Below are 21,593 nucleotides of genomic sequence, written 5' to 3'. Positions count from 1 at the left end.
TTCGCGGGGCAGTGCCACGTGCATCGTCGGGCAAGGGATTTAAGCCCGGCAGCGTGCTGCGACAGCAAGTAACAGACCGGGGACCACTCGGCAGGGGTGATTCCTTCCACGACGCGGTGGCATGGTCCGCCACGTGGCAAAGAACGTCATCCCCAGCATCAAGACCGGTGCCACATGGCAGGGACGCCAGCACCAGGCGAAGCTGAACGGCGTGCCGATCGATATCACCGGCGCCACGATCCTGATGCAGCTGCGGTCCTCTGTGACCTCGGGCGTCACCGCCGAGTGGAGCACCGCCGACGGCACGATCGTTCCCACGGTCCCCGGGGATGGCTGGTTCCAGATCCTCGGTCGGGACGTCACATGGCCAGCGGGGTCCTACGTGCACGACGTCCTCGTCGTCTTGGCCTCCGGTCGGAAGATCCAGTTCCCGACCGGTGAATGGACCATCAACCCCAACGTGAGCCGCCTCTAATGGACACGTTCGTACTTCAATCGGTCGATACTCCCGACGTCTTCCAACTGGTGATCTTGGAGGGCGTTTCGGTTCCGCCTGGAGGGACCGCGGGGCAGATCCTTGCAAAGGCCAGCGACCGCGATTTCCACACGGTGTGGGTGGATGCGCCCGAAGGCACGGGCGGCGGGGGAGGAACTTCCATCACCGTTTCCGCTGGATTCGGCCGATTCACCTACGCCGGCACCGACTACAAATTCCCCGTTTCAGACCAGCCATGAAAGCCGTTCTCCTTTTCTTCGCCTCCGCCTCTCTGGCCATCGCTCAGGCCCCTGGCAGCTACTACCTTTCCAAGTGGAACGGCACCAAGTTCGTCGACGAATACGCACCGACGGCCGTTAATGCGATCCTTGCTTGGAATGGCAGCGGCCAGCCCATCGCCTTGGCGCAAAGCACCTTTGCCTTAGCCAGCCACACGCAGGCTTGGAGCACGATTTCCAACACGCCCACGACGCTGGCGGGCTACGGAATCACGGATGCGGCGGGCATCAGCCATTCGCACACGTTCGCGTCGCTGACTTCAAAGCCGACCACGTTGGGAGGATACGGGATCACCGATGCTTATCCCCTGAGCGGGAATCCCTCGGGGTTCATCACCTCCGCGGCGCTTGCTCCCTACCTGCAGAGCGCGACGGCGGCGACGACGTATGCGCCGATCAACAACCCGACATTTACGGGAACGGTGGGCGGTATCTCCAAGTCGATGGTGGGGCTCGGAAATGCCGACAACACCAGCGATGCGACGAAGAATGCGGCGAGCGCGACGCTGACCAACAAGACCCTGACGAGCCCGTTAATCAACGGCGCGACGATGGCAGCGGTCGGAGGATCGGGCGTGCTTTCGTGGACAGCCACGGGCAGCGACCAGATTAGCCTGAGCTCCGCGGCCGGGGTGAATCTCAGTAGCAGCTCGGGGATTACAGCGACGGTGACAGGCGGCGGGGCTTTCACCGTGACGGCTCCGCTGACCCTGAACGGTGTCACGTATAACTGGGGTGCGGGTGCCTTGTCCGCCTTCAGGGGAACGCTTGCGAGCGGCACGTCGGACGGCACGAAGTTCCTGCGGGATGATTGGACTTGGGCGACGCTGGCGGGGGGCGGAAGCACTGGCGGGCCATCCTCGATGGTGGTCCTCGAAAGCGATTTCGTCACGACCTCCACGCAAGGTGCACCGGGCCTGATGGGCACTATCGTTTCGAGCGGAACGGTTTCCACCGCCAGCGGTGCGGCGGATCACCCTGGCGTCCTGATCCTGCGCGATTCCACGACGATCGGCGGCGGCTATGCTTTCCAGACCAACTCCGCGCCCTTCCTTCTGGCGGGTGGCGAATCGTTCGAGGTGGTTTTCCTTTGCCCCACGGCAGCGACGACGGTGACGGCCCGGCTGGGGTTTCAGGATATTTTCACTGCTGCCGATCCGACTGATGGCATGTGGATCCACCTGGTGGGTGATGGCACCGGGGTCACGGCGAGCGGCAAGACGCGGTCCAACAGCTCGGAGACCACCACGGGCACGACTTACACGCTGACGGCTTCGGCGTGGTATCGCGCCAAGGCCGAGCTCAACAGCGGCGGCACGACCGCGACGTTCACGATTTACGATTCGAGCGGGACGCAGGTGTGGACGAGCACTTGTACGTCCAACATTCCGACCGGCTCGGGGCGGCACACCGGCTTGGGGCTGCTGTCCACGGAGAGCACGACGACGGCGCTGACCGATATCCTCTATCTGGATTGGTACCGCATGACCATCACCCGCATCCTCGCGCGGTGAGCCGAAGCGGGGACCACTCCGCTTGATTTCCCGGTAATGGACCGCGGTGGCAGGGTGCCCGGGTGCCTGCCGAGATCTACATCAAGCCTCACCGCCGCGGCGACAACTGGCGCGGGATCCCGTCGATTGGCCCGATCCTGATCGATAGCGCGCAGCCCGAGCGGCCGCTTACCCGCGTGCGGATGCAGTTCCGCAAGTCGAACGTCGCTCATTTCACGATCGATTCGAACGGCAGCGGCGATGCTCCTGCCGTGATCGTGAACGCCACCACGTGGGAGGCGATGATTCCCGAGGTGAAAGGCCTTTCTCTGCCCGCCGGGACCTACGACTTCGATATCGAATACTACGCCGGCGAGGACACTACCCCGGAGACCTACCATTTCGGATTTTTCAAAGTCACCCTCGATTCTACCCGACCATGAGTGTTTCCGCACCTGTCACCATGATGCCCCTTGAAGTCGTCGCGCCATACACCGATGCCCGCGACGCCTACCAGCTGGCCCTTGCCGAGGGCTTCGTCGGCACCCGCGAGGAGTGGCTTGTCAGCCTGAAGGGTGACAAAGGAGATCCCGGCACGCCCGGCGCTTCCGGATCTTCCAAGCCATGGGAGATTGCCGGATGCGTGGGCGGCTTCGACTTCCGCGACGTGCAGCTGAACGGCTCGCGCGTCATGCAGGTCAATGACAAGTCCGGCAACGGGAAGCATTGGACCCATGCGACGGATGCGACGCGGGCAATCTGGACTGAAAGGGGAATGTTCCCACAGGGCGGCATCTACTCGGTGGCTGGCGGTGGCATCGCGGGAGTGAGTTCCGTGGCGGGAACGGTGGTCTGGATCGGCGCGGACTGGACCACGCAGAACCCATCCACCTCACCGGTGAATGGTTCCGGCGCGGTCTTCCTGGAGGCAGGCCTGCGGCTCCAAGCCTACGGGTGCTATGCGGCCCAATCCAACGCGACCACCTACAACCCGCCGCTGCTTCTAGCACCGGCTGGCGCGCCTTCCATCTATGCCCAGATTTACGAGGCGGCCCGGTCATCGTTCTTTGTGAACGGGATTCAGACCTTCAAGGGGCCGATGACCGCAGCATCGCCGGCGATCACCAAAATCTTTGGCTCCACGGACGGTGTATCCACGCCGTTCTTCCGGCTTACACAGGGCCTCTACTTCTTCAATCGACCGCTGACGTCATCCGAGGTGGTATCCATCGCGGCGTATTACGGCGCGCCGACTTCGCCGCCCAGCACGGTGGTCTATAGCTTTGGCAGCTCGACACCTGCAGGACAGGCCTCCGGAGAATTCCAGAAGGGCTGTGTGGCGCTCTTTGCGAATGCGATCGGCGCGCACCAATCCACCTACGCGGTGGGCGGCGAGCGCTGGAATATCCAGGCGGATTCCTTCGCCACCTCCGGCCTGCAGCTGCTCCGCGGAACACAGAACACTCACATCATCATGCCGCAGGGCAATGATCTGGCCGCGAAGGTCCCGGTGGCCACCTGTGAGACATCGATCACCAACCACATCAACCGGGTGCGCGCGTCTGATCCCTTCGGGGGCATCCTCCTTGTTCCTCCGACGCCGCGGAACTCCACCTTCACAAACGGGCAGACTTACGATGGCTTCGACACGGACCGGCTGGCGTTGATTGCCTTCATGGAAGCGACGGCGTCCGCCTCGGCGGGAATCGTCTGCTGTGATGTGATGAGCATCCCGAACCTCTGCAACAAGGGGGACGAAGCAAACCCGCTCTACTTCAACCCCGACAAGCTTCATCTCAACGAGGCGGGGCACGTGCAGCTCGGCCTCTCCCTTTTCCGGGGCCGCCAGAAGCTGTGGCAGGGAGCCTGACGGGTTCAGCCCGATCACAGCCGGAGCCGATAGCGTGGCGGTAGACCGGGGACCACCGCCCGCGAGCGACACGGCACAGGGGGATTGCCACCCTGCGTGGCATGTCCGGCCCGTCCAATGGTCCCCGCCCCGAAGGTGCTACGCCTCAGTCCGCGTCCTCGGCCCCGCTTTCCCATTCCATCGTGGTCCCCGCCGCGCGGGAGCGTTTGCTCGAGATCTTCAAGCGGGAGCAGCTGCCGCGCGAGGTCGGCGGCACGCTCGAGGGATCGATCTCCGGGGACCTTCGGCTGCAGCAGCTCCTGTTTTACGCGATGATTGATACCTGGCCTTTCCTTTCGAAGGCGCTGGCAGAGATCAAACGGAAGGTTCGGAAAGCACCTTGGAAGGTGGTCCCATGGGCACCGCGCGGCGAGAAGGCCGACGCCAAGGCGGAGAAGCTTGCCAAGGAAGTGGAGAACTCCATTTGGGCGATGAAGCCGGACCCAACCCGGCAGATCCGCGGCTTTGAAGGGACGCTCGATGATCTCGTGATGGGGTATTTCCTCGGTCACCAGCTCCAACAGATCGAATGGGACAAGAAGAAAGGGGAGTGGGCACCAGGTGGAACGAAGCCGATTTCGGCCCGATACTACGGCTATCCCTACGAGTTCCACGACGAGGACCGCTTGATGCTCGACCCCTCGGGCGGGGAGTCCGGGTTGAGTGCCTACATTGATTTCCCGGAGCATCGCTTCCTCATTGCAGTGAATGGAAGCCATCCCGGGCACCCGACGCTTGCCGCACCCCTGCGCGCGCTCACCGGCTACTGGCTGGCAGCGGTCTTCGGCTTGAAGTGGTTCATGCAGTACTCGCAGCTCTTCGGGCAACCGATCCGATGGGCGAACTACGTTGCCGGCGACACCACGGCAAAGGCCGAGATTCAGAACATGATGGAGAACATCGGGGCCGCGGCATGGGGCATCTTCCCAACCGGCACCGAACTTCATTTCGAAAGCGATAGCCGCGGCGGCACCAGTCTCCCACAGCGCGAGCTCCTGAAGATGGCGGATGAGCAAGTATCCGTCTTCATCCTCGGTCAGAACCTCACGACCACCTCCGGAGAGAAAGGCGCGCGTGCCTTGGGCGAGGTGCACATGGATGTTCGCGAGGAGGTCGTCGAAGGCGTGTGCGATTTCGTCGGCGAGATCCTTACTCACCAGCTTTCCGCCTCAATCGTTGCGGTGAACTACGGCGACGGCCGCGACGATATCCCGGGTATTTGGGCGGTCTACGAGCAGCCGAGGGATGAAAAGGCCATGGCCGAGCGTGACAACGCCCTCGGGATCACCAGCGGCCAAACTCCCGTTGAACGGCAATGGTTCTATGAACGGCACGGTATCCCGATCCCTGCGGACGGTGCTCCGCTCTTCAAGGAGAAGCCGGACCCAGAGCCAAAGATCGATCCCAAGACCGGCAAGCCGATCCCGCCCAAGGAAGAGAAGGAGACCGAAGAAGAACCGCCCGCCGAGAGGAAGGAAGAGCCCGAGAAGAAGAAGGTCGAGGCTGCGGACGCCGGTTTGAGCTGGCGGCGCTTTCCTGCGAATAGCGGATCCCTCGGCGTGCCCCGAGCCGAGATGCCGCAGATCCGCAGCGGTGACCGTGCTTCGTTGGTTCAGTTCTTCCGCAAGCGGGGGATTGGCGCGAGCGAGGAGACGGTACCGGCCGATACCCTGAAGCCGACACAGCTGGAATTCTCCCCGGAAAAGGTGCGCGCGGCCCTGGACTACAAGGGCGGGAATCGCTCGATCCTCGTTTCCGAGGACGACCACGTGATCGACGGTCACCACCAGTGGCAAGCCCACGTGATGGCCGAGGAGGATATCCGGATCATCCGGCTTGCGGCGCCGATCGCCCGGTGCCTGATGATGGCTCACCGCATGCCGAGCACCACCGTAGCGGCCAGCCTGCGGGAAGACCTCTCGGACGAGCTCGACCACCCGCCACGGAAGAAGGGCACCACGTTGGAGAAGCTTTCGGCAGCCGTGATGGAAGGCCTCACCGGAGTGCAGTCCCAATGGCTGGGACCGGTGCGTCCGTTCTTCGACAAGCTGCTTGCCGCGGCCATGGATGAGACCGCCACCGATGAGGACTTTCAAGAGGTGCTGCAGAAGGCACAGCGGGAACTCCCCGAACTCTTCGGCGTCCTCGACACCCAGGCGCTTCGGGAGGCGATGGAGAACGCGATCGGTTCCGCAATGCTCGCCGGCAGCGTCGAGCGCTACGAGAAATGAAGGTCACCGTTTCACTGACTGACGGGGCAGGGCCGAAGATGAAGCGGCTTATCTCCATGCTGACGGGCGAGCAGGCCACCGCCTTGAATGCGGTTGCCGGCCGTGCGGCTGTCCTGCGATCGGCGGAGTATCACCGGATATTCGAAGCGCGGGGCGGTTGGGAGAATCCTGCCTTGCCCACGCATGGGCCCGGGCGGGAGAGTACCGGCTTCGGCACCAAGGTGGCGGATTCCTGGTTCCTCTCGGTGGCCGACAGGGACGGTGCAACGATCGCGAACGATGCGCCCCACCTCGGCCACAAGGTCCGCGGAGGGAAGATCACTCCCAAAAGGGTGCAATTTCTTACGATTCCCGTGGTCCCCGAGGCGCATGGCAAGCGGGCGGTTGACTATGAGATGGATTACGGGACCGATCTCTTCACGATCAAGGGTCGAATGGGCCTCTTTGAACGGGCGAAGACTGGAAGTGAGAGCGTGATCAACCGCACCTATGGCCGCCGGAAGAATGGGCAGAAAATCCAGATCTCCGCGCGGGGTCATATCCGAATGGTCTATGCGTTTTCCAAGGGAGTGGATCAAACTCCGTGGCCGGGGGCGCTGCCTCCCACCGGGGATATCAAAAAGGCCTATGGAGTTGCGTGGCGCCGCGAATTGATAGACAAGCTGAAGCGATGATCGAGCGTCCGACGCCATTTGAAGAGGCAGTCCTTTTCCTCCTCAAGAAGAACCTGAATCCTCAAGAGTGGGATTCGGCCGACTGGGCCGCGCAACAACCTTCCGTCCGGGTCCGATCAATGTTTTCGTCGCGGGTAGAAAGCGCCCGCTTTCTGGATAGAGCCCAAGGTCTGATCTTCGACTATCTCGTGGGAACGACCGAGGAGGTTGTCGGCCCGGACGGCACCAAACACACGCTTCGCCGTGTAGGAAGCCGGTCAGATTTTATCGTGGCGATGAGAGAATTCATGGAGGCCGAGGGCATGGTGAAGCCTGAGGACTGGAAGGATGTGAATCGCAACGATGTCACTGACATCCGCAGCAGCCGGCGCCTCGGATTGATTTTCGATACCAACGTTCGCCAGGCCTACGGCTTCGGGAAGTGGCGGCAAGGCATGTCACCCGCAGTTCGCAAAGCCTTCCCCGCAGCCCGCTTCATCCGCGAGCACGATGTCGGGGAGGCGAGGCCCAGGCATGCGGTAAGCGAGGGGGACGTTCAGCTAAAGACCGACTACGAGTATTGGGCGAAGTTTCAGAACGATCCCGAAATCGGCGGCTTCGGTGTCCCGTGGGGACCTTACGGTTTCAATTCCGGGATGGGCCAGGAGGACGTTTCAAGGGAGGATGCCGAGCGCCTGGGGCTGGTGAAGCCCGGTGCGCCGGTCACCCCACCTGCGGAGCCGGAACCAGCGTTTAATGATAGCGTTTGGGCGAACATCGGGGATTTGGACCCCGAGCTGAAAAAGGAGCTAGTCGATTCCCTCGAGAAAGAGATCGAGGACTTGGAGTCTATGGAGGACATCGCCAAGCGTGAGGCGGCGAAGGCCCGGCGCAGTGCCATGCAGCGCAGCGAGAGGAAGGCGATCCAACGGGGTGACCTTGCCGAGGCCGCGCGGATACGAAAGCTGATCGACCTTGGCGTTCCCGAGGAGCCTTTGATCATCGACGACAACCGGATTGCCTTGTCGAAGCGGGCAGCCGAGCGAGCGCCGAATGTCGAGGATTGGAGCAGGCAGGCGGCGGAGATCTTCAGCCGCATCGAGCGGAAACTTCCGGCACCTCAGAAGCGGGGAGTTTCCCGCGCACGGCATCTTGGGGCCTCGGAGTTCATCGCCACGCCTGAGGAGAAGCTCATCGTCGAATCTCCGCTGGAAATCATGGTCGCGCACGATGCGTCGGGCCGAATCTACCGCGCGGGGGTCGGGGGCCGCGCCTCTATCAAAGTGCCTGACCTGCCGGCGGGATCGATCGTGACGCACAATCACCCCGGCGGCCGTGGTCCCAGTGATGGGGATTTCAAGTGGGTATTCATGAATGCCGACAAGATTCTCCGGGTGATCACCAGGAACGAGCGGGGAGAATTGGAGCTTTTCCGGTTTAAGGCCGGGCCGCAGTTCGACCCGGCAAAGGTCTCCGACTTGCTCGCCAGCTATGCCATCCTGTGCCGAAGGGGCGGTGACACAGCTCCAGCGCGTCGGGCGGCGATGGGATTGATTCAGCGGGATTTCCCCGGTATGCTCGCCCTGGACTACGGAATCGTGCAATGAAGCGGATCGACATCAGAACCCAGATCACTGACGAGGCGGAGGCTATTTGGTCGTCCGATCCGATTATTCGAAGGGTCTTGGAGCTTGGCGAGAAGGTCCGCGCTGGCACTGCCACCGAGGAGGAGATTGCGGAGTATGAGCAGTTGACGGCCGAGGCTCGCGCCTTACCGACGGACGAATTCGAGTAAGAACCATGACGATGTCTGAGCCAGTCTCTAAATCCTTCGACTACCGCTCCATGCTGGTGCGATACCTTACGCTGGTGGGCGAGCAGGAGGGCATCGACTACCTGTCAGAGCAAGACGGTCGCTTCACGCCTGAGGAGATGGAGGAGATGCAAAGGCTCCTGGCTGAAGCCGGGGACCACTAGGGCGAGTTCCATCGGCGCATCGTGATCGGTAGATGGCTGTATGCGTCTACTGGTCACTGCGATTGTCAGCCCGTTCGGCAAGGTGAAAGCCGCGCCCACGGAGATCGTCTACATCCCCGAAGGGGAACATCAGATCTATCCGCAGAGCCATCCGAAGGGCATCAAGGTGAAGATGACGGCAGACCGCGGAGAAGCGGTCGCCGCGGCCTTTCAACGCGACCTCGACAAGCTCAACCTGCAGAATGTAGGCCCGCGGCTCGACTTCGACCACATCGCCGCGGGCCCGGCTTCGGGCTTCCCTACCGCTTTCCGCTATCAGTCCGGCGTCGGCCTGATGTGTTCGGTTGATTGGTCCGCGAAGGGAAAGTCGGCGATCGAGGGACGGGAGTACCGGTACTTCTCCCCGCGCTTTGACCTGGATGACGACGATGTGCCGGCGGGGCTCCCAAACCGGGGACCACTCGGAGGGCTGGTGAACGATCCAGCATTTCGCGAAATCCCCGCAGTAGCTGCCGCCGATGCTGGCGAGCTTGAACCACAAGACTCCAAAATCATGAAGACCCTTCTCGCCGCTCTCGGCATCGATGACGCTCACAAGGACGCCGAATCCTCCGGCGTGAAGAAGATCGAGGAACTTGCGGCCGCTGCCGCGCGCGTGCCGGTCCTCGAAAAGGAAAACGGCGAACTGAAGTCGCAAGTCAAAGCTGCCGAAACCGCGACCAAGGCCGCCGCCGAAAAGCGCGCCAAGGATCTTGTGGAGGCCGCGGTGGCTGATGGCCGCATCGCTCCGAAGGACGAGGAGACCCAAACCGGCTTCATCGAGCGCATTTCGGCTGGCGATGCCTTCACCGAAAAGCAGCTGGCCAATCTGCCGAAGAAGAACGGCGACTTGCGCAAGCCCGTGATTGCTGGCGGTGCCGACCGGCAAGACGCCACGAGTCTGGACAAGCAAGCGCGGGAGCTCGTCACCGCCGGCGAGGCCAAGACGCTGGATGAAGGTCGCGAGATGGTCCTCGCCTCCAGCCCGGACGCCTACAACGACTACCTCGCGTCCCTCTCCGAATAAGCCCGCCACCCACACACTTTTCACCTCATCTCACCATGGAGACGTATCAGGATACCCCATACCATCCTTTCAAGGAGGCGGTGCTCGACGCCCTTCTGAACAAGGAGGGTTACCTCGTCGAACTCGGCACAGCTGCCGACACCGTCCAGATTGCGACCTCGGCCAACAATGCCATCGGCGTTGTAGCCGAGAAGCAGGAGGGCAATTCCCACGTGACTATCCGCCTGCTCGGCAAGGGCGGCACGGTCAAGGTTGTCGCTGGCGGCGTGATCGCCAAGGGCGGCAACGTCATCTGGGGCACTGGCGGCAAGGTCGTGAATTCTGCCACTGGCAACACGATCGGCCGGAAACTCACTCAAGGAAACTCCGCTGATGGCGATGTCATCGAGATCGTGGACGCCTTCCGCACCCTCGCCTAACGCACACCCTCATTTGCCATCGTGAAGACTCCACTTCTCAATCCCGTTCTCACCAAGACCGCCAGCCGGTACATTGCCACCCTCCAGACCGTTGGCGCGCGCATCGCGCCGGTGGTCAACGTCCAGGATCACGCCGCGCAATACTACGTCTACGACTCGTCCAACTTCACGGACATCCCGACGAACATCCAGCGCGCGCCAGCGTCCGGGTTCAAGCGCCTCAAGTCGAAGCTCTCGAGCGATTCCTATATCGCTCAGGACTACGGCATCGAGGAGCCGATGGACAAGATGCAGATCCGGCAATTCGCCAACGTCTTCGCAGCGGACAAGGCCGCGATGCAACGCGCCGTGCGCGTGGTCGCCCTGAACCACGAGATCCGCGTCCGTGACATGGCCCGCGCGACTACCGCGACGTCTTCTCCTTCTGTGAAGTGGGGCGCCTCCAGCGGCACCACGATCATCGCGGACCTTGAAGCGGCGAAGGCCGTGATCCGTGGCAAGATCGGCGTAACGCCGAATCTCCTGACGCTGCCCTATAATGTTTACCGGAAGCTGATTCTCTCCCCGGAGATCAAGACCAGCTTCTTCGGCAACACCGACGGCGTCCTGAACAAGGAGAAGCTCGAATCCGTGCTCGAGGTCCAGATCGCAGTCGCTGGTGACCTCATCAACACCGCCCAGGAAGGGCAGACCCCATCCCTCGGTGACATCTGGTCGAACGAGGCGTTCCTCAGCTACTCCAATCCTTCGGAGGATATGACGGACCTCAATTGGGCCCGCACCTTCAACTGGGTGCATGCCGATGGCTCCGGCCCGGTTGGTATCTCGACCTTCACCTACGATCAAAACGAGATCGATTCCCGCATCGTCCGCGCCCGCCAGTATACCGATGAAAAGGTCGTGGCTGCCGGCGCCGCTTACTACTTCTCCGCAGTCCTCAGCTAATACTGCCATGAATCCCCACAAAGTCACCGACCCGCGCGGCATCCACTACGGCGGCAAGCACTTCAAAAGCGGATCCACCGTTCAGCTTCCGGACGGTCCCGATCTCGATTGCTTCCTTCACTTCAAGCAGGTGGAGGCTGGCACCGACACCAAGGAGAAGGCCGAGATCGACGCCGACCCTCCGAAGCCAGCCGCGAAGAAGGCGGCCAAGAAAGCCGCAAAGAAGGCGGCCAACGGCACGGCGGATGAGCCCGGGACCGAAGAGGAGGAAGACGAGAACGACGACCCCGAAACCGATTCCGGGAATCCGCCTGTTCCGTGATTGCCTAGCTGTTTGCTCCTGACCCTCACGCCCCGTCCGTCCGCAAGATGGGCGGGGCGTTCTCTTAGAAAAGCTGCCATGCCTTGGATTGAATTCACTGCCGACCTTGCCAAGTCCCGGTTCTCCCAGCGGGAGCTCGACGTCTACAACGAAGTCGCCAACGCCGAGTATCCGGAAGAAGGTGGCGAAGCAGTGGTTCCGCCCGATGCGGCCGATCGCCTGCCGATCATCCGCGACCAGATCCTCGCCGAGTTCCGCGGGAAGATCATGGCCAACCCTGCGGTGCGTTACCTCGGCCCTCCCGGCACGCTGCCAGACTGGTGCATCGGGCCTGCGGCCGTGCTCGTCCGCTACGCCATCATCGGGATTCCACCGGTCCCCGAAGGGATGACCGATCCGCGGCGCGACGAATACAACGACGCGATTAAGACCCGGAACTCCCTCACGTCGCTGAATGCCTCGGCCTTCGCCGAGACCGAAGCGCCTCCCGCGACCTCCCCGGCATCCTCCGCCGTCGGTGGCGACCCTTACCTGCGTTTCTGATGCTCCGCCTCCGCACCATCGCCCACGCCATGAAATCGCGCCTGGAAGAGATTCCGGAGCTGCAAGGCAAGGTCGTTGTGTTTTTCCGGGCAAACGTTGGTACCGAGTTTGAAAAGCGGATGACGAAGACCCGGGGCCGGGCGGTGATTATCCGATTGCTGACCGGCCAGAACACCGGCGGGAAGGCAAAGACATCGTTCTACGTTGGCAACTATGCCGTGGATCTCTTCACCGTGCCCCTTCTCACACAGAAGGACATCAAGGACGCCGACGACCTGATGACCGAGATCGAGGAGAAGCTCCAGGGCTGGTGGCCGCCCGAAGTCCCTTCCAACCGGTCAATGTATATCACCTGCGGCAGCGTCACCTTCGAAGCCGCCACCGGCAGAGATGGCGCTGTCTACGACGTCGCTACCCTCACCGCGCAAGCGCCCGGAAACCTCATCAGCTGATCCCATGAGCGAAGAGCAATCATCGACACCACCGGCACCACGCCGCCGCAGAGCCGCCGTCCCCAAGGCAGAAGACACCGCACCAGAGGAATCGGGAACCGCGACCATTGAGACCAAGGCGAAGAAAACCCGCGCCCGCGGCTTCACGTTCGGCAAGGGGCAGGTCGTCCCGTTGGTCCCCATCGCACATGCCAAATTCCTGAAGGACGCCGGCGAAGCTGAGATTATTGACGTTCAATCCTAACACCACCTGATCCCGTGAAAGACATCATCATTGGTAGCCATCTCCTTTTCTGCCGCGCCGGTACCGTCATCGGCGGCATTCCCACCGGCCCCGAGGCCATGCCCGACACCTCGCCGGGGAACTACATCAAATTCCCATCTATCACGGATTGGGCTCCGAAGGTGACGCGCAACATCGTGAAGCGCCGCGCTCCGGCTCCCGGCAAATTCCAGAACCGGAAATCCATCATCCTTAGCACGGAGGTGACTCACGCGTTCTCGCTTCAGGAGTTCACCGAGACCACCCTTGCCGAGCTTGTCCTTGGTGGCGAGAAGCCCGTCGGCGGCGTGTTCGTTCCTGGTAGTGCAAGCGAGTTGCTAACCGGCTGGTGGATCGTTCAGGGATACGACCAGACCGACCAGGAGATCGTAGCGCTCAACGTGTGGGCTGAAGCAAGCTGCGAGGGCTACACCTTCAAGGAAGGCCTCGATCCTTACGCGATCGTGCTCACCCAGCTCATCAGCACGCTGAACACCGGCGAAGTTTCCAACCTGACCTGATTCCATGCCCTCCGCTCCCGTTACCGTCGACTTGTCCGTTCTCACCGGTCCTTGGCCGGGCTTCACGATCTCCGGGTGCACCGGAGGTGAGGCCGCGGCGGTCAATGGGAACTATCGCATCGCGAATGATCCCGGAGAGGCAAGCAACCCGTATTTCCTTCACGTGAATGGCACCGCCAAGATCGTGAAGGACGCCCCGACGTGGGACATCTACGACCCGTCGAACACCAAGCTCTTCAACGGAGGCCCGGCACCGTGGCCTTGGCTGGTGGATGACTACTCGCCGACGAGTGGCATCATCGGTGGAGAACCGGTCTTCACCCACTGGACGCCGCCCCCAATCACCGAGGACCTTGGAGGGGGAGAGAGCGGGGATCCGCAACCGCCGGTCACGGTGGATTTGGGTGGCGCGGTGGACCCTGTCGCCGCTTCCTTGACCACTGCCATCGGGACGCCCAACGCGAACCTCAAGTTCACCGCGCGTGAGCCCGGAAGGATCGGTGACGGCATTTCCATTGAGATCACGCACCCCGGCGGGATCAATCGCCCGCTGCGGGTTGAGACTCCATCGAAGTTCGAGATCGTGGTTTACTTCGCGACCAACGGATCGGGCGGTCCCACCTCGACCGCTACGCAGATCAAGGCGGCGATCGAGGCCAACGTCGCGGCGAACGCGCTTGTGAGTATCGCCAATGCGCCTGGTAACAATGGATCCGGCTTGCTGACCCTGACCAAAACATATCTTTCCGGTGGCGAAGGCGGATTGCCCAAGCCGCCGATCAAGGTGGACATCTGATTTATGGCTGAGGAAAGCGACGAGGTGCTTCTCGATTCCTTCGTGCGCGTTGTCTGGGATCCGGACGGCGCGAAGAAGGTGCTCGTGGAAATCGGAGATCCCATGTGGTCCCCGGTGGCGATCGACGGCGAGCAGGTCGTCGATGTCGCGCAGGGCTCCAATATCGTGGGCGTCCGGAACTTCCCCCGCGGGAATGAAGCCCACAAGCTGACCTTCACACTGTGCCGCATCAAGGACACGCTAGACGATGCCTTCGAAACGCGGATGAATGAGGCAATGGCGTTGCCCCGGGACATGCGGGACATCGTTTTTTCGCTCCAGTCGGGCAAAGCGTGGAGGCTGAAGAACGCGGCCGTGAAATCGTGGCCAACCAATCAAAGAGAACGCCTGACCAAGCAGAACCTCGTTATCCTCGGCGGGGAGATCGTGGCAGAAGCCAATGCCCCCCAGCCTGGAGCAGGCGCGGAAGTTGCCCTCTATGCGGATGTCGGCATTTCGAACGGCACGCTTGAGCCCCTTTCCCTCTGGTCGAATTCCGGCACCGGCTCGATGGATGCCGTGCAAGCGACGGGTGCGAACCAGCCGGTCGCGATCGCCCGGTCGATGCGCAGCGGCGTGAGGGTCGGCGGCCTCTATCTTCCCGGAATCGCCGGGAACTACGGGAGCGTCCCGGACACTGGCGGCTTGGACTTCTCCGGAAACTTCGCCCTCTCATGGCAAGGGAAGCTCGATAGCTACACCCCGGGAACGAAGTACTGCCTTGTCTCCAAGTGGACCGCGGCAGGGAACCAAAGAAGCTACGCACTTTTCGTCAATCCGAACGGCACCGTTGAGTTGCAGATCTCGACCGATGGCACCGCGGGCGGCGTGCTCACCTACACCAGCACGGTACCGACAGGCCTTGCGCCGCTCACGCTGGCCACGCTGGTGGCGGAGCGGACGGGCTCAAACATTCGCTTCTATGTCGCCACGGATGCCTTTCCCCAGGGTGAGCTCTTCATTCCTCCGGCGCTCCAACTCGGGGCGGTGGTCGTCGGCGTCTCGACTGCGATCTTCAATTCGACCGCACCGCTTGTGATCGGGGCCACCGATGCCGGCACGGCGAACCTTATGCGGGGCTACACCCTGCAGGCCCGCGCGCAGAACGATCACGTGAACTCACCCACCGCCACCGGGTGCTGGCTTATCTTCTACAATGCCGTGACCGGAGCCACCTCGGTGATCGACATGGGGGGTACGAATACCATGACGCTGAATCGCACCAGCGTTTCGCCTGCCAAGTTCGTGAACGGCTACCGCGCGCAGTTCGACGGCTCGAATGATCGGATGGACCTTTCCAGCCCGCTCCAGCTGGTGAGCCTGAGCGGCCTCACTCTTGCATGGTATGGCACGCTCAATCGGGTGACTGGCCTCAATGACCTGTTGCTCTGCGGGACGAACGATAGCACCCAGCCGCGCTCGCTCCTTCGGGTGGATGGTGGCGACCTGAAAGCTCTCATCCGCCGCACTGATAGCGAGGCGACCGCGACTGTCACCTTCGCCGGGGCTGCCGCGCAGTATGATGCCAAGACATTGGCCGTCTCGATCAACTACGCCGCTGGCACCGCCGCCCTCTTCGTAAATGGCGTGCTTGTCGCGTCTGGCGCCCTCACCAGCTCTGGCACCACCGATGCCACCTCCAGCGGGATCACCCGCATCATGGCCGGAGTGAGCGGGGCGAATGCCGCGGCCGGCGACGTCGCCCGGGTGGTGATCATCCAGCGCGCTTTGGATCTCTTCGAAATGGCAGCGCTCCATACGACGCTGACCACGAACTAACCCACGGGTGCAGGTCAGAGCATCGCAGTCCAGATCCGGGAAAAGGAGACGAATGGCAACATTCCAGGCGAGGAAGGGTGATTTCGCGTGTCTCCAGCGGTCAGTCCCTGCAACCTGCCCCCGTGAAGCCCCGCCCGCTGCATCGCTCCATCACGTTTTGGTCAGGCCTGTTGGTGATGGGGTTCATCTGCTGGGCATGGCGCGACTCTTTCACCCGATACGCATCCGCCACCGTGAATCGAGCTTCGGTCGGTCAGGCTGCGGGAGGAGTGGTTTGTAGGTGGAGTGACACGTCAGCGTCTTTCCGATTTTTACAGTCTCCGGAGCCACTGACAATCTATGCACCAAAAGGACGATTGAGAGGGTTCAGTCCGAGAGCGGATAACGCTTCAGTCCCGCTATGCCCCCCGTTCCTCCTACATGAGGAAAAGGGCTTTTTTCTTCCCCACTGGCTCCTCCTCCTCGCCGTGGCTCTCCCGTGGTCCCTCCTGCTCCTCTGGCGGGCGCGGCGGATCAAGAGGGCGGAAGAGACCATCCGCTCCGCGTAAGCAATCCGCGGAAGTACATCCGCCCGATTCAGTGCCGCGGCGGCTTGCTTAGCACGCATACAAGGGACGGCCCAGCAAGCAGCTGGGGACCACTCCGGCGAATCGCGGAAGCCTCCCGCGCGCGTGACCCTGCGCGCATGGCAGACAAGGACGTGAATATCCGGATCGGAACGGAGGCTGACACCTCCGGAGCCGAGAAGGTGGAGGAGGCGATCAAGGAGATCCAGCAGGCCGCGGCAAATCCCATGTCGATGCCGGATTCCATGATGGGCCCGGAGCGAACGGACGAGATCAACCGGCAGGCCGAGGCCACGAACAAGCTTGCCGATTCGGTGAGCGATGCCGCGGAGCACGCTCAGGACCTTGGGGACAATGCCGACGAGGCCTCCCCGAAGATGGATGAATTGATCGGGCTGCAGCGTGCGCAGGTCGCCGCCCAGTTCGCCCAGGTGATTGGAGACGTTGCCCGGGACGTGCGCACCTTGGCGAACAATCTCAGCGAAAGCAATGCCCGCGGGGCTCAGTTCGTTGGCGGGATGGCCACGGGGCTTGAGACTCTTTCTGCCACGGCCGCCGGTGCCGCTCAGGGCTTTGCGGTTGGCGGTCCGCTGGGAGCTGCCATTGGCGGCTTGGCCGGCCTTTTCACCGGCAAGCTCCGGTCGGCGATCACCGGTGCGGTAGAGGACTTCAAGGCGCTGAAGACGGCGCAGGACAATGCGGCCACCGCGGCAAAGAACCTGAAGACGGCGCAAGACAATGCGCGGCTTGAAACCCGGCGAAACTCCTTGGTGGAATTCTTCCAGCGGGGGCGCGAGGCCATCGATGCCGCGACGGCCGCGATCGAGCGCCAACGCAAGCTCTTCGACGCGACGGCGGATGCCGATGCAGCCGTCCGCCAGTCCCAGCAGAATGCCGCTGTGCGTGCTGGCGCGAGCCCTCGGGAAGTCGAGGCGGTGGGCGTGCGAGAGGATTTGAAAGCGGAGCTTGCCCGCCTTCAGAGAGACCTGGAGGACGCGAAAGCGAAGGCCGACCTTGCAACGGCTGCAGCGGCTAAGGCCGACCTCAATGTGCAAACCGCAGAGGCAAATGACGCAACTACCCAGGCTGACGTGGAAGGGCTTCGAAGAGAGGCCACCGATGCACGCGCGGCCGCCGACAAAGCGCAGGCCGATGTCGAGAACTTGTCGGGCGTCATCACCGAAAGAATGCGCGCGCTGGTGGCAACGACCGGTGACAAGCTCGATGCGATAAACGCTGATGCCACGGAGGAAATCAGCACCAAGGCCACCGAAGGTGTGAAGAAGGTCCTTGATACCGTGGCAAAGGTTCAGGAGCAAACCGGCCAAGAGCTTTCGCGGCAGGCGGTTGAATCGATGGAAGCTCTCAAAGACCTCCTTTCCGATCATATACCGGACGGAGAGCAGCTGGAGCCCATAAAGGCCGAGCTTCTCAAGCTTAGGGAGTCCTTCATCGGCATGCGCCAAGAGGTCAACACCACGATTAACGAGACGGTGCTTCAGGTGAATGGCCTGGCATCCGACATGGTCGACGTCCGGAAGATCATCGGGGAGACCCGGCAAATGATGCAGTCGGTCCCCAACCAGCAATAAGCCATGCCTGCTAATATCTGGAGCTATGCGGGGGAGGCAGGAAAACGGCTGAACGGCAACGCGCGCCCCTTTACCGGTGATTCCGCCCAGTTCGATTTCATCGCCCTGAACATTGACCGGTGCCGATGGGAGGTGCCTTTGAGGAACTTCGTGCCCGGCGCCGAGGAGTTCCCCGAGGAAGGGCAGACGGTGAGCTTCTACCGAAACAGTCAGCGCTTCTTTTTTGGGCACGCGCTCAGACCTGATCGCAACGGGAACCGGGTGAATGTCGATGTCGTCGGGCCTTGGCATTGGCTCGAGAAAATTCAGCTGACCACGGCCATCACCCTCGATGCCGCGAGCGGAGGCGGATCCGGGGTTCGGACCACGATCGGGTTTCCGGCCCAGAGCATGACCGTCAGCCTAGGCACGTTGATAGACCGGTGCATCGCCTTGGGCGTGCCGATGATTAAAGGAACGATTGCCACATGTTTTGCGTGCATTCCCATCACCCTGAATCAGGGGAGCTGCGCGCAGGCCATCTCAGAATTGGTCCGCTTGATCGGCGACATGGTGGTATCGTTCGACTACACCGGAGCCGGCTTTCCGGTCATCAACATCACCCGCCGCCTAGCAGGCTTGTCGGTCGGCTCGATGTCCGCGGTAACGTTGGATGCCTCGATCTTCACGCCGGGCCAGTTCAAACTCACTCCGATGGATGAGCTCCGGGCCTCCCAAGTGCGAGTGCCTTTCTATGATCGCGGGCCAACCGGAGCCCGCCGCTACCAGGAGCAGAAGGCGGGAACCGCGGAACTCGGACACGTGATGATCCTGACTGCCAGCGGCAAGGAGTTGGATACTTTCCTCCCCGAAGAGAAGCTCGATGGCTACGTTCTCCAGACGGCGGCCACCTCGGGGACCACCTTCAAGAATTGGGTGCTGAACAAGTCGGGAAGCATCGTGGCAGCCGGTCAGGTTGCTGGCATCCCTCCTCAGTCGCTTCCGCTCAATATCGGACCGGTGGCGCTGTCCTATCAAACCTACAATCAGGATCTGCCGGGGACCAATAAGACGATTCCGATTGCAGGCCCGAAGTTTCTCAATGGGCAGGGGCAAACGGTCTCGACGGCAGGAAAGAACATCCTCGTGAGTGACAACTTGCCGGAATGGCTCAAAGACCAGTTCGTTGTCGAGGAAGTTACCGTGGTTTGCCCGGTTTACTACGAGTGGCGCGAACGCAATTGGCCCGGGGGCGTTTGGGAGCAAGTGCCGCAGTGGTGGTACTCCGTCCAGTGGGCTGGTGACATCGCCGCAGGGTTCAAGGGCAGTAGCAGCACGAACTACGCGAGTTACCGTCTGTTTATCCACAACGCTGAAATCCGCGCATACCTGATCAATGCCAGCGCCCCCGCAGGGCAACAAATCTACAGGCAGCCCGACTATACCTTCATTGCTCCGCCTGCGGGCTTTGCCACCGGTTTGCTCAATGCCCGCAATTGGACGCCCTACCAAGGGACTTGCGGATGGATGGAGCAAGATTGCGGCGCCCAGCGGTATGCGAACAAACTTATCAGCGTGGTCGGCGCGGATCCCGAGTTCGAATCGATGGGCGCCATGGTGCAGAGCGAGACCCTGAACATCCGCTCCGGTGTCACAACCCTCCGCCTTGGTCCCCCTCAGCGGCATTCCTTCCGCGATCTCACCCAGGCGGTCCGCTCCAACTCCAACGATCAAGTGGTCTTCCTATGAGTCAATTCCAAGTCTTCCTCGATGCGAGCGGGAATCTCACCATGGCGGCCGGCGTGGTGCACTGCCTTCACGGCACGACATCCTATTTCGAAGTGGGCGACGATTCCCAAGCTGTGCTTCCTCGCGCAGGGGGCGACACCACCGTGCAGCGGGAGGTTTCTGCAGGGGCTTCCTTCCACGGCGGGAGCGGCCGAAACTACATCGTGAAGAATGGCCCGGCACACCCGGACTTTCCCGCCGGCTATTTTGCTCCGCGGGGACCGGACGACTGGCGAGGCCCAAAGGGCGCATTCATCACCAAGGATCCCGGCACCGGCGACCTTGCCCTGAATGACGGCACCGACGTGCTGGCCACTGGTAGCGGCTCGATCGGAGGATCGCTCACCGGTGTTCCGAGCGCGGGGACTTTTCCGATCACGGCTTGGGCAATCGACGGGTATTACTCGGGCTTCGGCGCATACTACCAAGCCGTCGGTTATCCGGGCTGGGTGGCCTTTCACAGCTTCACCACCGGCGACGTGCAGGTGGATTTCTACGGCGACCCTCGCCTCTTCCGCACTGGCGGCAGCACGACCGACCCGTCAGGGGTATGGGTGGCGAATGCGCAGTCGGAAATCGATTGGAACGGGGGCAGCCCGTGGACCTACACCGTCGCCGCCGCAGGCCTCACCGGCACGATGAGCGGCACGACCTACGGTGAGGACACCTATAACGGCGGAGCGCCATTCACCTTCGACCTCGAGGCGGAGAGCGACATGCCAGCGTGGCCAAATGCCGCGGTCACAATCACTCCCTATTCAGGCACCGCCCAAGGTGGTCCCTATCTGCCCACCGGCTGGCAATCCTGGCAAAGCTCGGTCGATGACAGTTGGACCGTGACGATCGATGGCACAGGGACGGGGGAGTGGAGCGACGGGCTAGACATTGTTGCCACCCGGGCCGCGGATCCCGATCGGCTCTACGATCCGGACGGCGGGCTGTGGGTGGCGACGGCGTACGGTGAAGCCACCTACGGGAGCGGTGATCCTTGGGCGGCCGAGGCGGTTCGAACGTTGGCCACGCCGATGGGGGGAAAGCTTTACCTCGAGCTGACCGTCAACGGGTCGAATGAAGTCACCGCAGTGGAGGGGCCGTTCTTTGCGCCCTTACTGCCGGCGAACACCAGCACGCTGAAGGTTTTCCTTATCGCCGAGAGCGACGGCGCTGGGAACATCCGGCAGGTATGGGAGGGTCCAATCAATTGGATCCCGTGAGCCCGGCTTTCTCCATTTTCCGCTCCAGCTCGTATTTCTGATCCATGAACTGGTTAACGAGACGAAGCGCACTCTCGTGCTTCTTCACCGCTTCATCCCGCTCGTACTCAAGCGCCGCCACCTTCTTCTTCAACTCGGCATTCTCCCGCAGGATCGGGGCCGGGTCGGTGTAAGCGGCGTCAGGCTCCGGGGAGTCGCAGGACACCAGGGCGAGGGCCAGAAGGGTGGGAAGGAACAGTTTCACGGGGCAGTTTTAGCACGGGCGTCAACGCG

24 protein-coding genes are annotated in these 21,593 nt (G+C 62.1%); 23 read left to right on the top strand and 1 reads right to left on the bottom strand.

Features of this window, described 5'->3' with window-relative positions:
- Window positions 1-121: 121 nt before the first annotated feature.
- From HHL09_RS09315 to HHL09_RS09205, 23 genes are all read left to right on the top strand, one after another.
- Window positions 122-475 (top strand): hypothetical protein, encoded by a 354-nt coding sequence (locus tag HHL09_RS09315; protein ID WP_169454284.1) that lies wholly within the window; start codon window positions 122-124, stop codon window positions 473-475.
- Window positions 475-735, top strand: coding sequence for a hypothetical protein (locus HHL09_RS09310; RefSeq protein ID WP_169454283.1), 261 nt, complete (start codon window positions 475-477; stop codon window positions 733-735). The genes HHL09_RS09315 and HHL09_RS09310 overlap by 1 nt, the downstream gene beginning before the upstream one ends.
- Window positions 732-2,288, top strand: coding sequence for a hypothetical protein (locus HHL09_RS09305; protein WP_169452445.1), 1,557 nt, complete (start codon window positions 732-734; stop codon window positions 2,286-2,288). The genes HHL09_RS09310 and HHL09_RS09305 overlap by 4 nt, the downstream gene beginning before the upstream one ends.
- A 62-nt stretch (window positions 2,289-2,350) precedes the next feature.
- Window positions 2,351-2,710: a hypothetical protein gene (locus HHL09_RS09300; RefSeq protein WP_169454282.1), complete on the top strand. Its 360-nt coding sequence runs from the start codon at window positions 2,351-2,353 to the stop codon at window positions 2,708-2,710.
- Window positions 2,707-4,137, top strand: a complete 1,431-nt coding sequence (locus HHL09_RS09295; protein ID WP_169454281.1) for an SGNH/GDSL hydrolase family protein — start codon at window positions 2,707-2,709, stop codon at window positions 4,135-4,137. The genes HHL09_RS09300 and HHL09_RS09295 overlap by 4 nt, the downstream gene beginning before the upstream one ends.
- Before the next feature lie 101 nt (window positions 4,138-4,238).
- Entirely contained in the window at window positions 4,239-6,407 is a 2,169-nt protein-coding gene (locus HHL09_RS09290) for a phage portal protein family protein (RefSeq protein ID WP_169454280.1), read from the top strand.
- The gene (locus HHL09_RS09285; RefSeq protein ID WP_169454279.1) at window positions 6,404-7,081 is read left to right on the top strand and encodes a hypothetical protein; all 678 of its coding nucleotides are present in this window, start codon (window positions 6,404-6,406) and stop codon (window positions 7,079-7,081) included. Before HHL09_RS09290 ends, HHL09_RS09285 begins: the two co-directional genes overlap by 4 nt.
- 275 nt (window positions 7,082-7,356) lie before the next feature.
- Window positions 7,357-8,667 carry a putative phage head morphogenesis protein gene (locus HHL09_RS09280; RefSeq protein ID WP_169454278.1) on the top strand — a complete coding sequence of 437 codons (1,311 nt, stop codon included), beginning with the start codon at window positions 7,357-7,359 and terminating at the stop codon, window positions 8,665-8,667.
- A complete protein-coding gene (locus HHL09_RS09275; protein WP_169454277.1) occupies window positions 8,664-8,855 on the top strand; it encodes a hypothetical protein in 192 nt (63 codons plus the stop codon). Before HHL09_RS09280 ends, HHL09_RS09275 begins: the two co-directional genes overlap by 4 nt.
- Before the next feature lie 11 nt (window positions 8,856-8,866).
- Window positions 8,867-9,037 carry a hypothetical protein gene (locus HHL09_RS09270; protein ID WP_169454276.1) on the top strand — a complete coding sequence of 57 codons (171 nt, stop codon included), beginning with the start codon at window positions 8,867-8,869 and terminating at the stop codon, window positions 9,035-9,037.
- A 40-nt stretch (window positions 9,038-9,077) separates the two neighbouring features.
- A complete protein-coding gene (locus HHL09_RS09265) occupies window positions 9,078-10,103 on the top strand; it encodes a phage protease (RefSeq protein ID WP_169454275.1) in 1,026 nt (341 codons plus the stop codon).
- 35 nt (window positions 10,104-10,138) lie between these two features.
- Entirely contained in the window at window positions 10,139-10,522 is a 384-nt protein-coding gene (locus tag HHL09_RS09260; protein ID WP_169454274.1) for a DUF2190 family protein, read from the top strand.
- Window positions 10,523-10,543: 21 nt separating this feature from the next.
- Entirely contained in the window at window positions 10,544-11,467 is a 924-nt protein-coding gene (locus HHL09_RS09255) for a hypothetical protein (protein ID WP_169454273.1), read from the top strand.
- 7 nt (window positions 11,468-11,474) lie between these two features.
- Window positions 11,475-11,789, top strand: a complete 315-nt coding sequence (locus HHL09_RS09250) for a hypothetical protein (RefSeq protein WP_169454272.1) — start codon at window positions 11,475-11,477, stop codon at window positions 11,787-11,789.
- Between the two features lie 78 nt (window positions 11,790-11,867).
- Window positions 11,868-12,332: a hypothetical protein gene (locus HHL09_RS09245; RefSeq protein WP_169454271.1), complete on the top strand. Its 465-nt coding sequence runs from the start codon at window positions 11,868-11,870 to the stop codon at window positions 12,330-12,332.
- On the top strand, window positions 12,332-12,784 hold the full coding sequence (locus HHL09_RS09240) for a hypothetical protein (RefSeq protein WP_169454270.1): 453 nt from the start codon (window positions 12,332-12,334) through the stop codon (window positions 12,782-12,784). Before HHL09_RS09245 ends, HHL09_RS09240 begins: the two co-directional genes overlap by 1 nt.
- A 4-nt stretch (window positions 12,785-12,788) precedes the next feature.
- Complete coding sequence (locus HHL09_RS09235) at window positions 12,789-13,028, top strand: hypothetical protein (RefSeq protein ID WP_169454269.1); 240 nt, start codon at window positions 12,789-12,791, stop codon at window positions 13,026-13,028.
- 14 nt (window positions 13,029-13,042) lie between these two features.
- Window positions 13,043-13,567 (top strand): hypothetical protein, encoded by a 525-nt coding sequence (locus tag HHL09_RS09230; RefSeq protein ID WP_169454268.1) that lies wholly within the window; start codon window positions 13,043-13,045, stop codon window positions 13,565-13,567.
- 4 nt (window positions 13,568-13,571) lie between these two features.
- Window positions 13,572-14,363: a hypothetical protein gene (locus tag HHL09_RS09225; protein ID WP_169454267.1), complete on the top strand. Its 792-nt coding sequence runs from the start codon at window positions 13,572-13,574 to the stop codon at window positions 14,361-14,363.
- 3 nt (window positions 14,364-14,366) lie between these two features.
- Window positions 14,367-16,181 carry a LamG-like jellyroll fold domain-containing protein gene (locus HHL09_RS09220; RefSeq protein WP_169454266.1) on the top strand — a complete coding sequence of 605 codons (1,815 nt, stop codon included), beginning with the start codon at window positions 14,367-14,369 and terminating at the stop codon, window positions 16,179-16,181.
- A 685-nt stretch (window positions 16,182-16,866) separates the two neighbouring features.
- Complete coding sequence (locus HHL09_RS09215) at window positions 16,867-18,339, top strand: hypothetical protein (protein WP_169454265.1); 1,473 nt, start codon at window positions 16,867-16,869, stop codon at window positions 18,337-18,339.
- A 3-nt stretch (window positions 18,340-18,342) separates the two neighbouring features.
- Window positions 18,343-20,067, top strand: a complete 1,725-nt coding sequence (locus tag HHL09_RS09210; RefSeq protein ID WP_169454264.1) for a hypothetical protein — start codon at window positions 18,343-18,345, stop codon at window positions 20,065-20,067.
- Complete coding sequence (locus tag HHL09_RS09205) at window positions 20,064-21,320, top strand: hypothetical protein (protein ID WP_169454263.1); 1,257 nt, start codon at window positions 20,064-20,066, stop codon at window positions 21,318-21,320. Before HHL09_RS09210 ends, HHL09_RS09205 begins: the two co-directional genes overlap by 4 nt.
- Here HHL09_RS09205 and HHL09_RS09200 read toward each other — a convergent pair.
- On the bottom strand, window positions 21,304-21,564 hold the full coding sequence (locus tag HHL09_RS09200) for a hypothetical protein (protein WP_169454262.1): 261 nt from the start codon (window positions 21,562-21,564) through the stop codon (window positions 21,304-21,306). The genes HHL09_RS09205 and HHL09_RS09200 overlap by 17 nt on opposite strands.
- Between the last annotated feature and the right edge of the window lie 29 nt (window positions 21,565-21,593).

Source organism: Luteolibacter luteus (genome assembly GCF_012913485.1).
Lineage (GTDB): Bacteria > Verrucomicrobiota > Verrucomicrobiia > Verrucomicrobiales > Akkermansiaceae > Haloferula > Haloferula lutea.
Note: the sequence above shows the minus strand (reverse complement) of the source record. Positions and strands in the feature narration are given on the sequence as shown.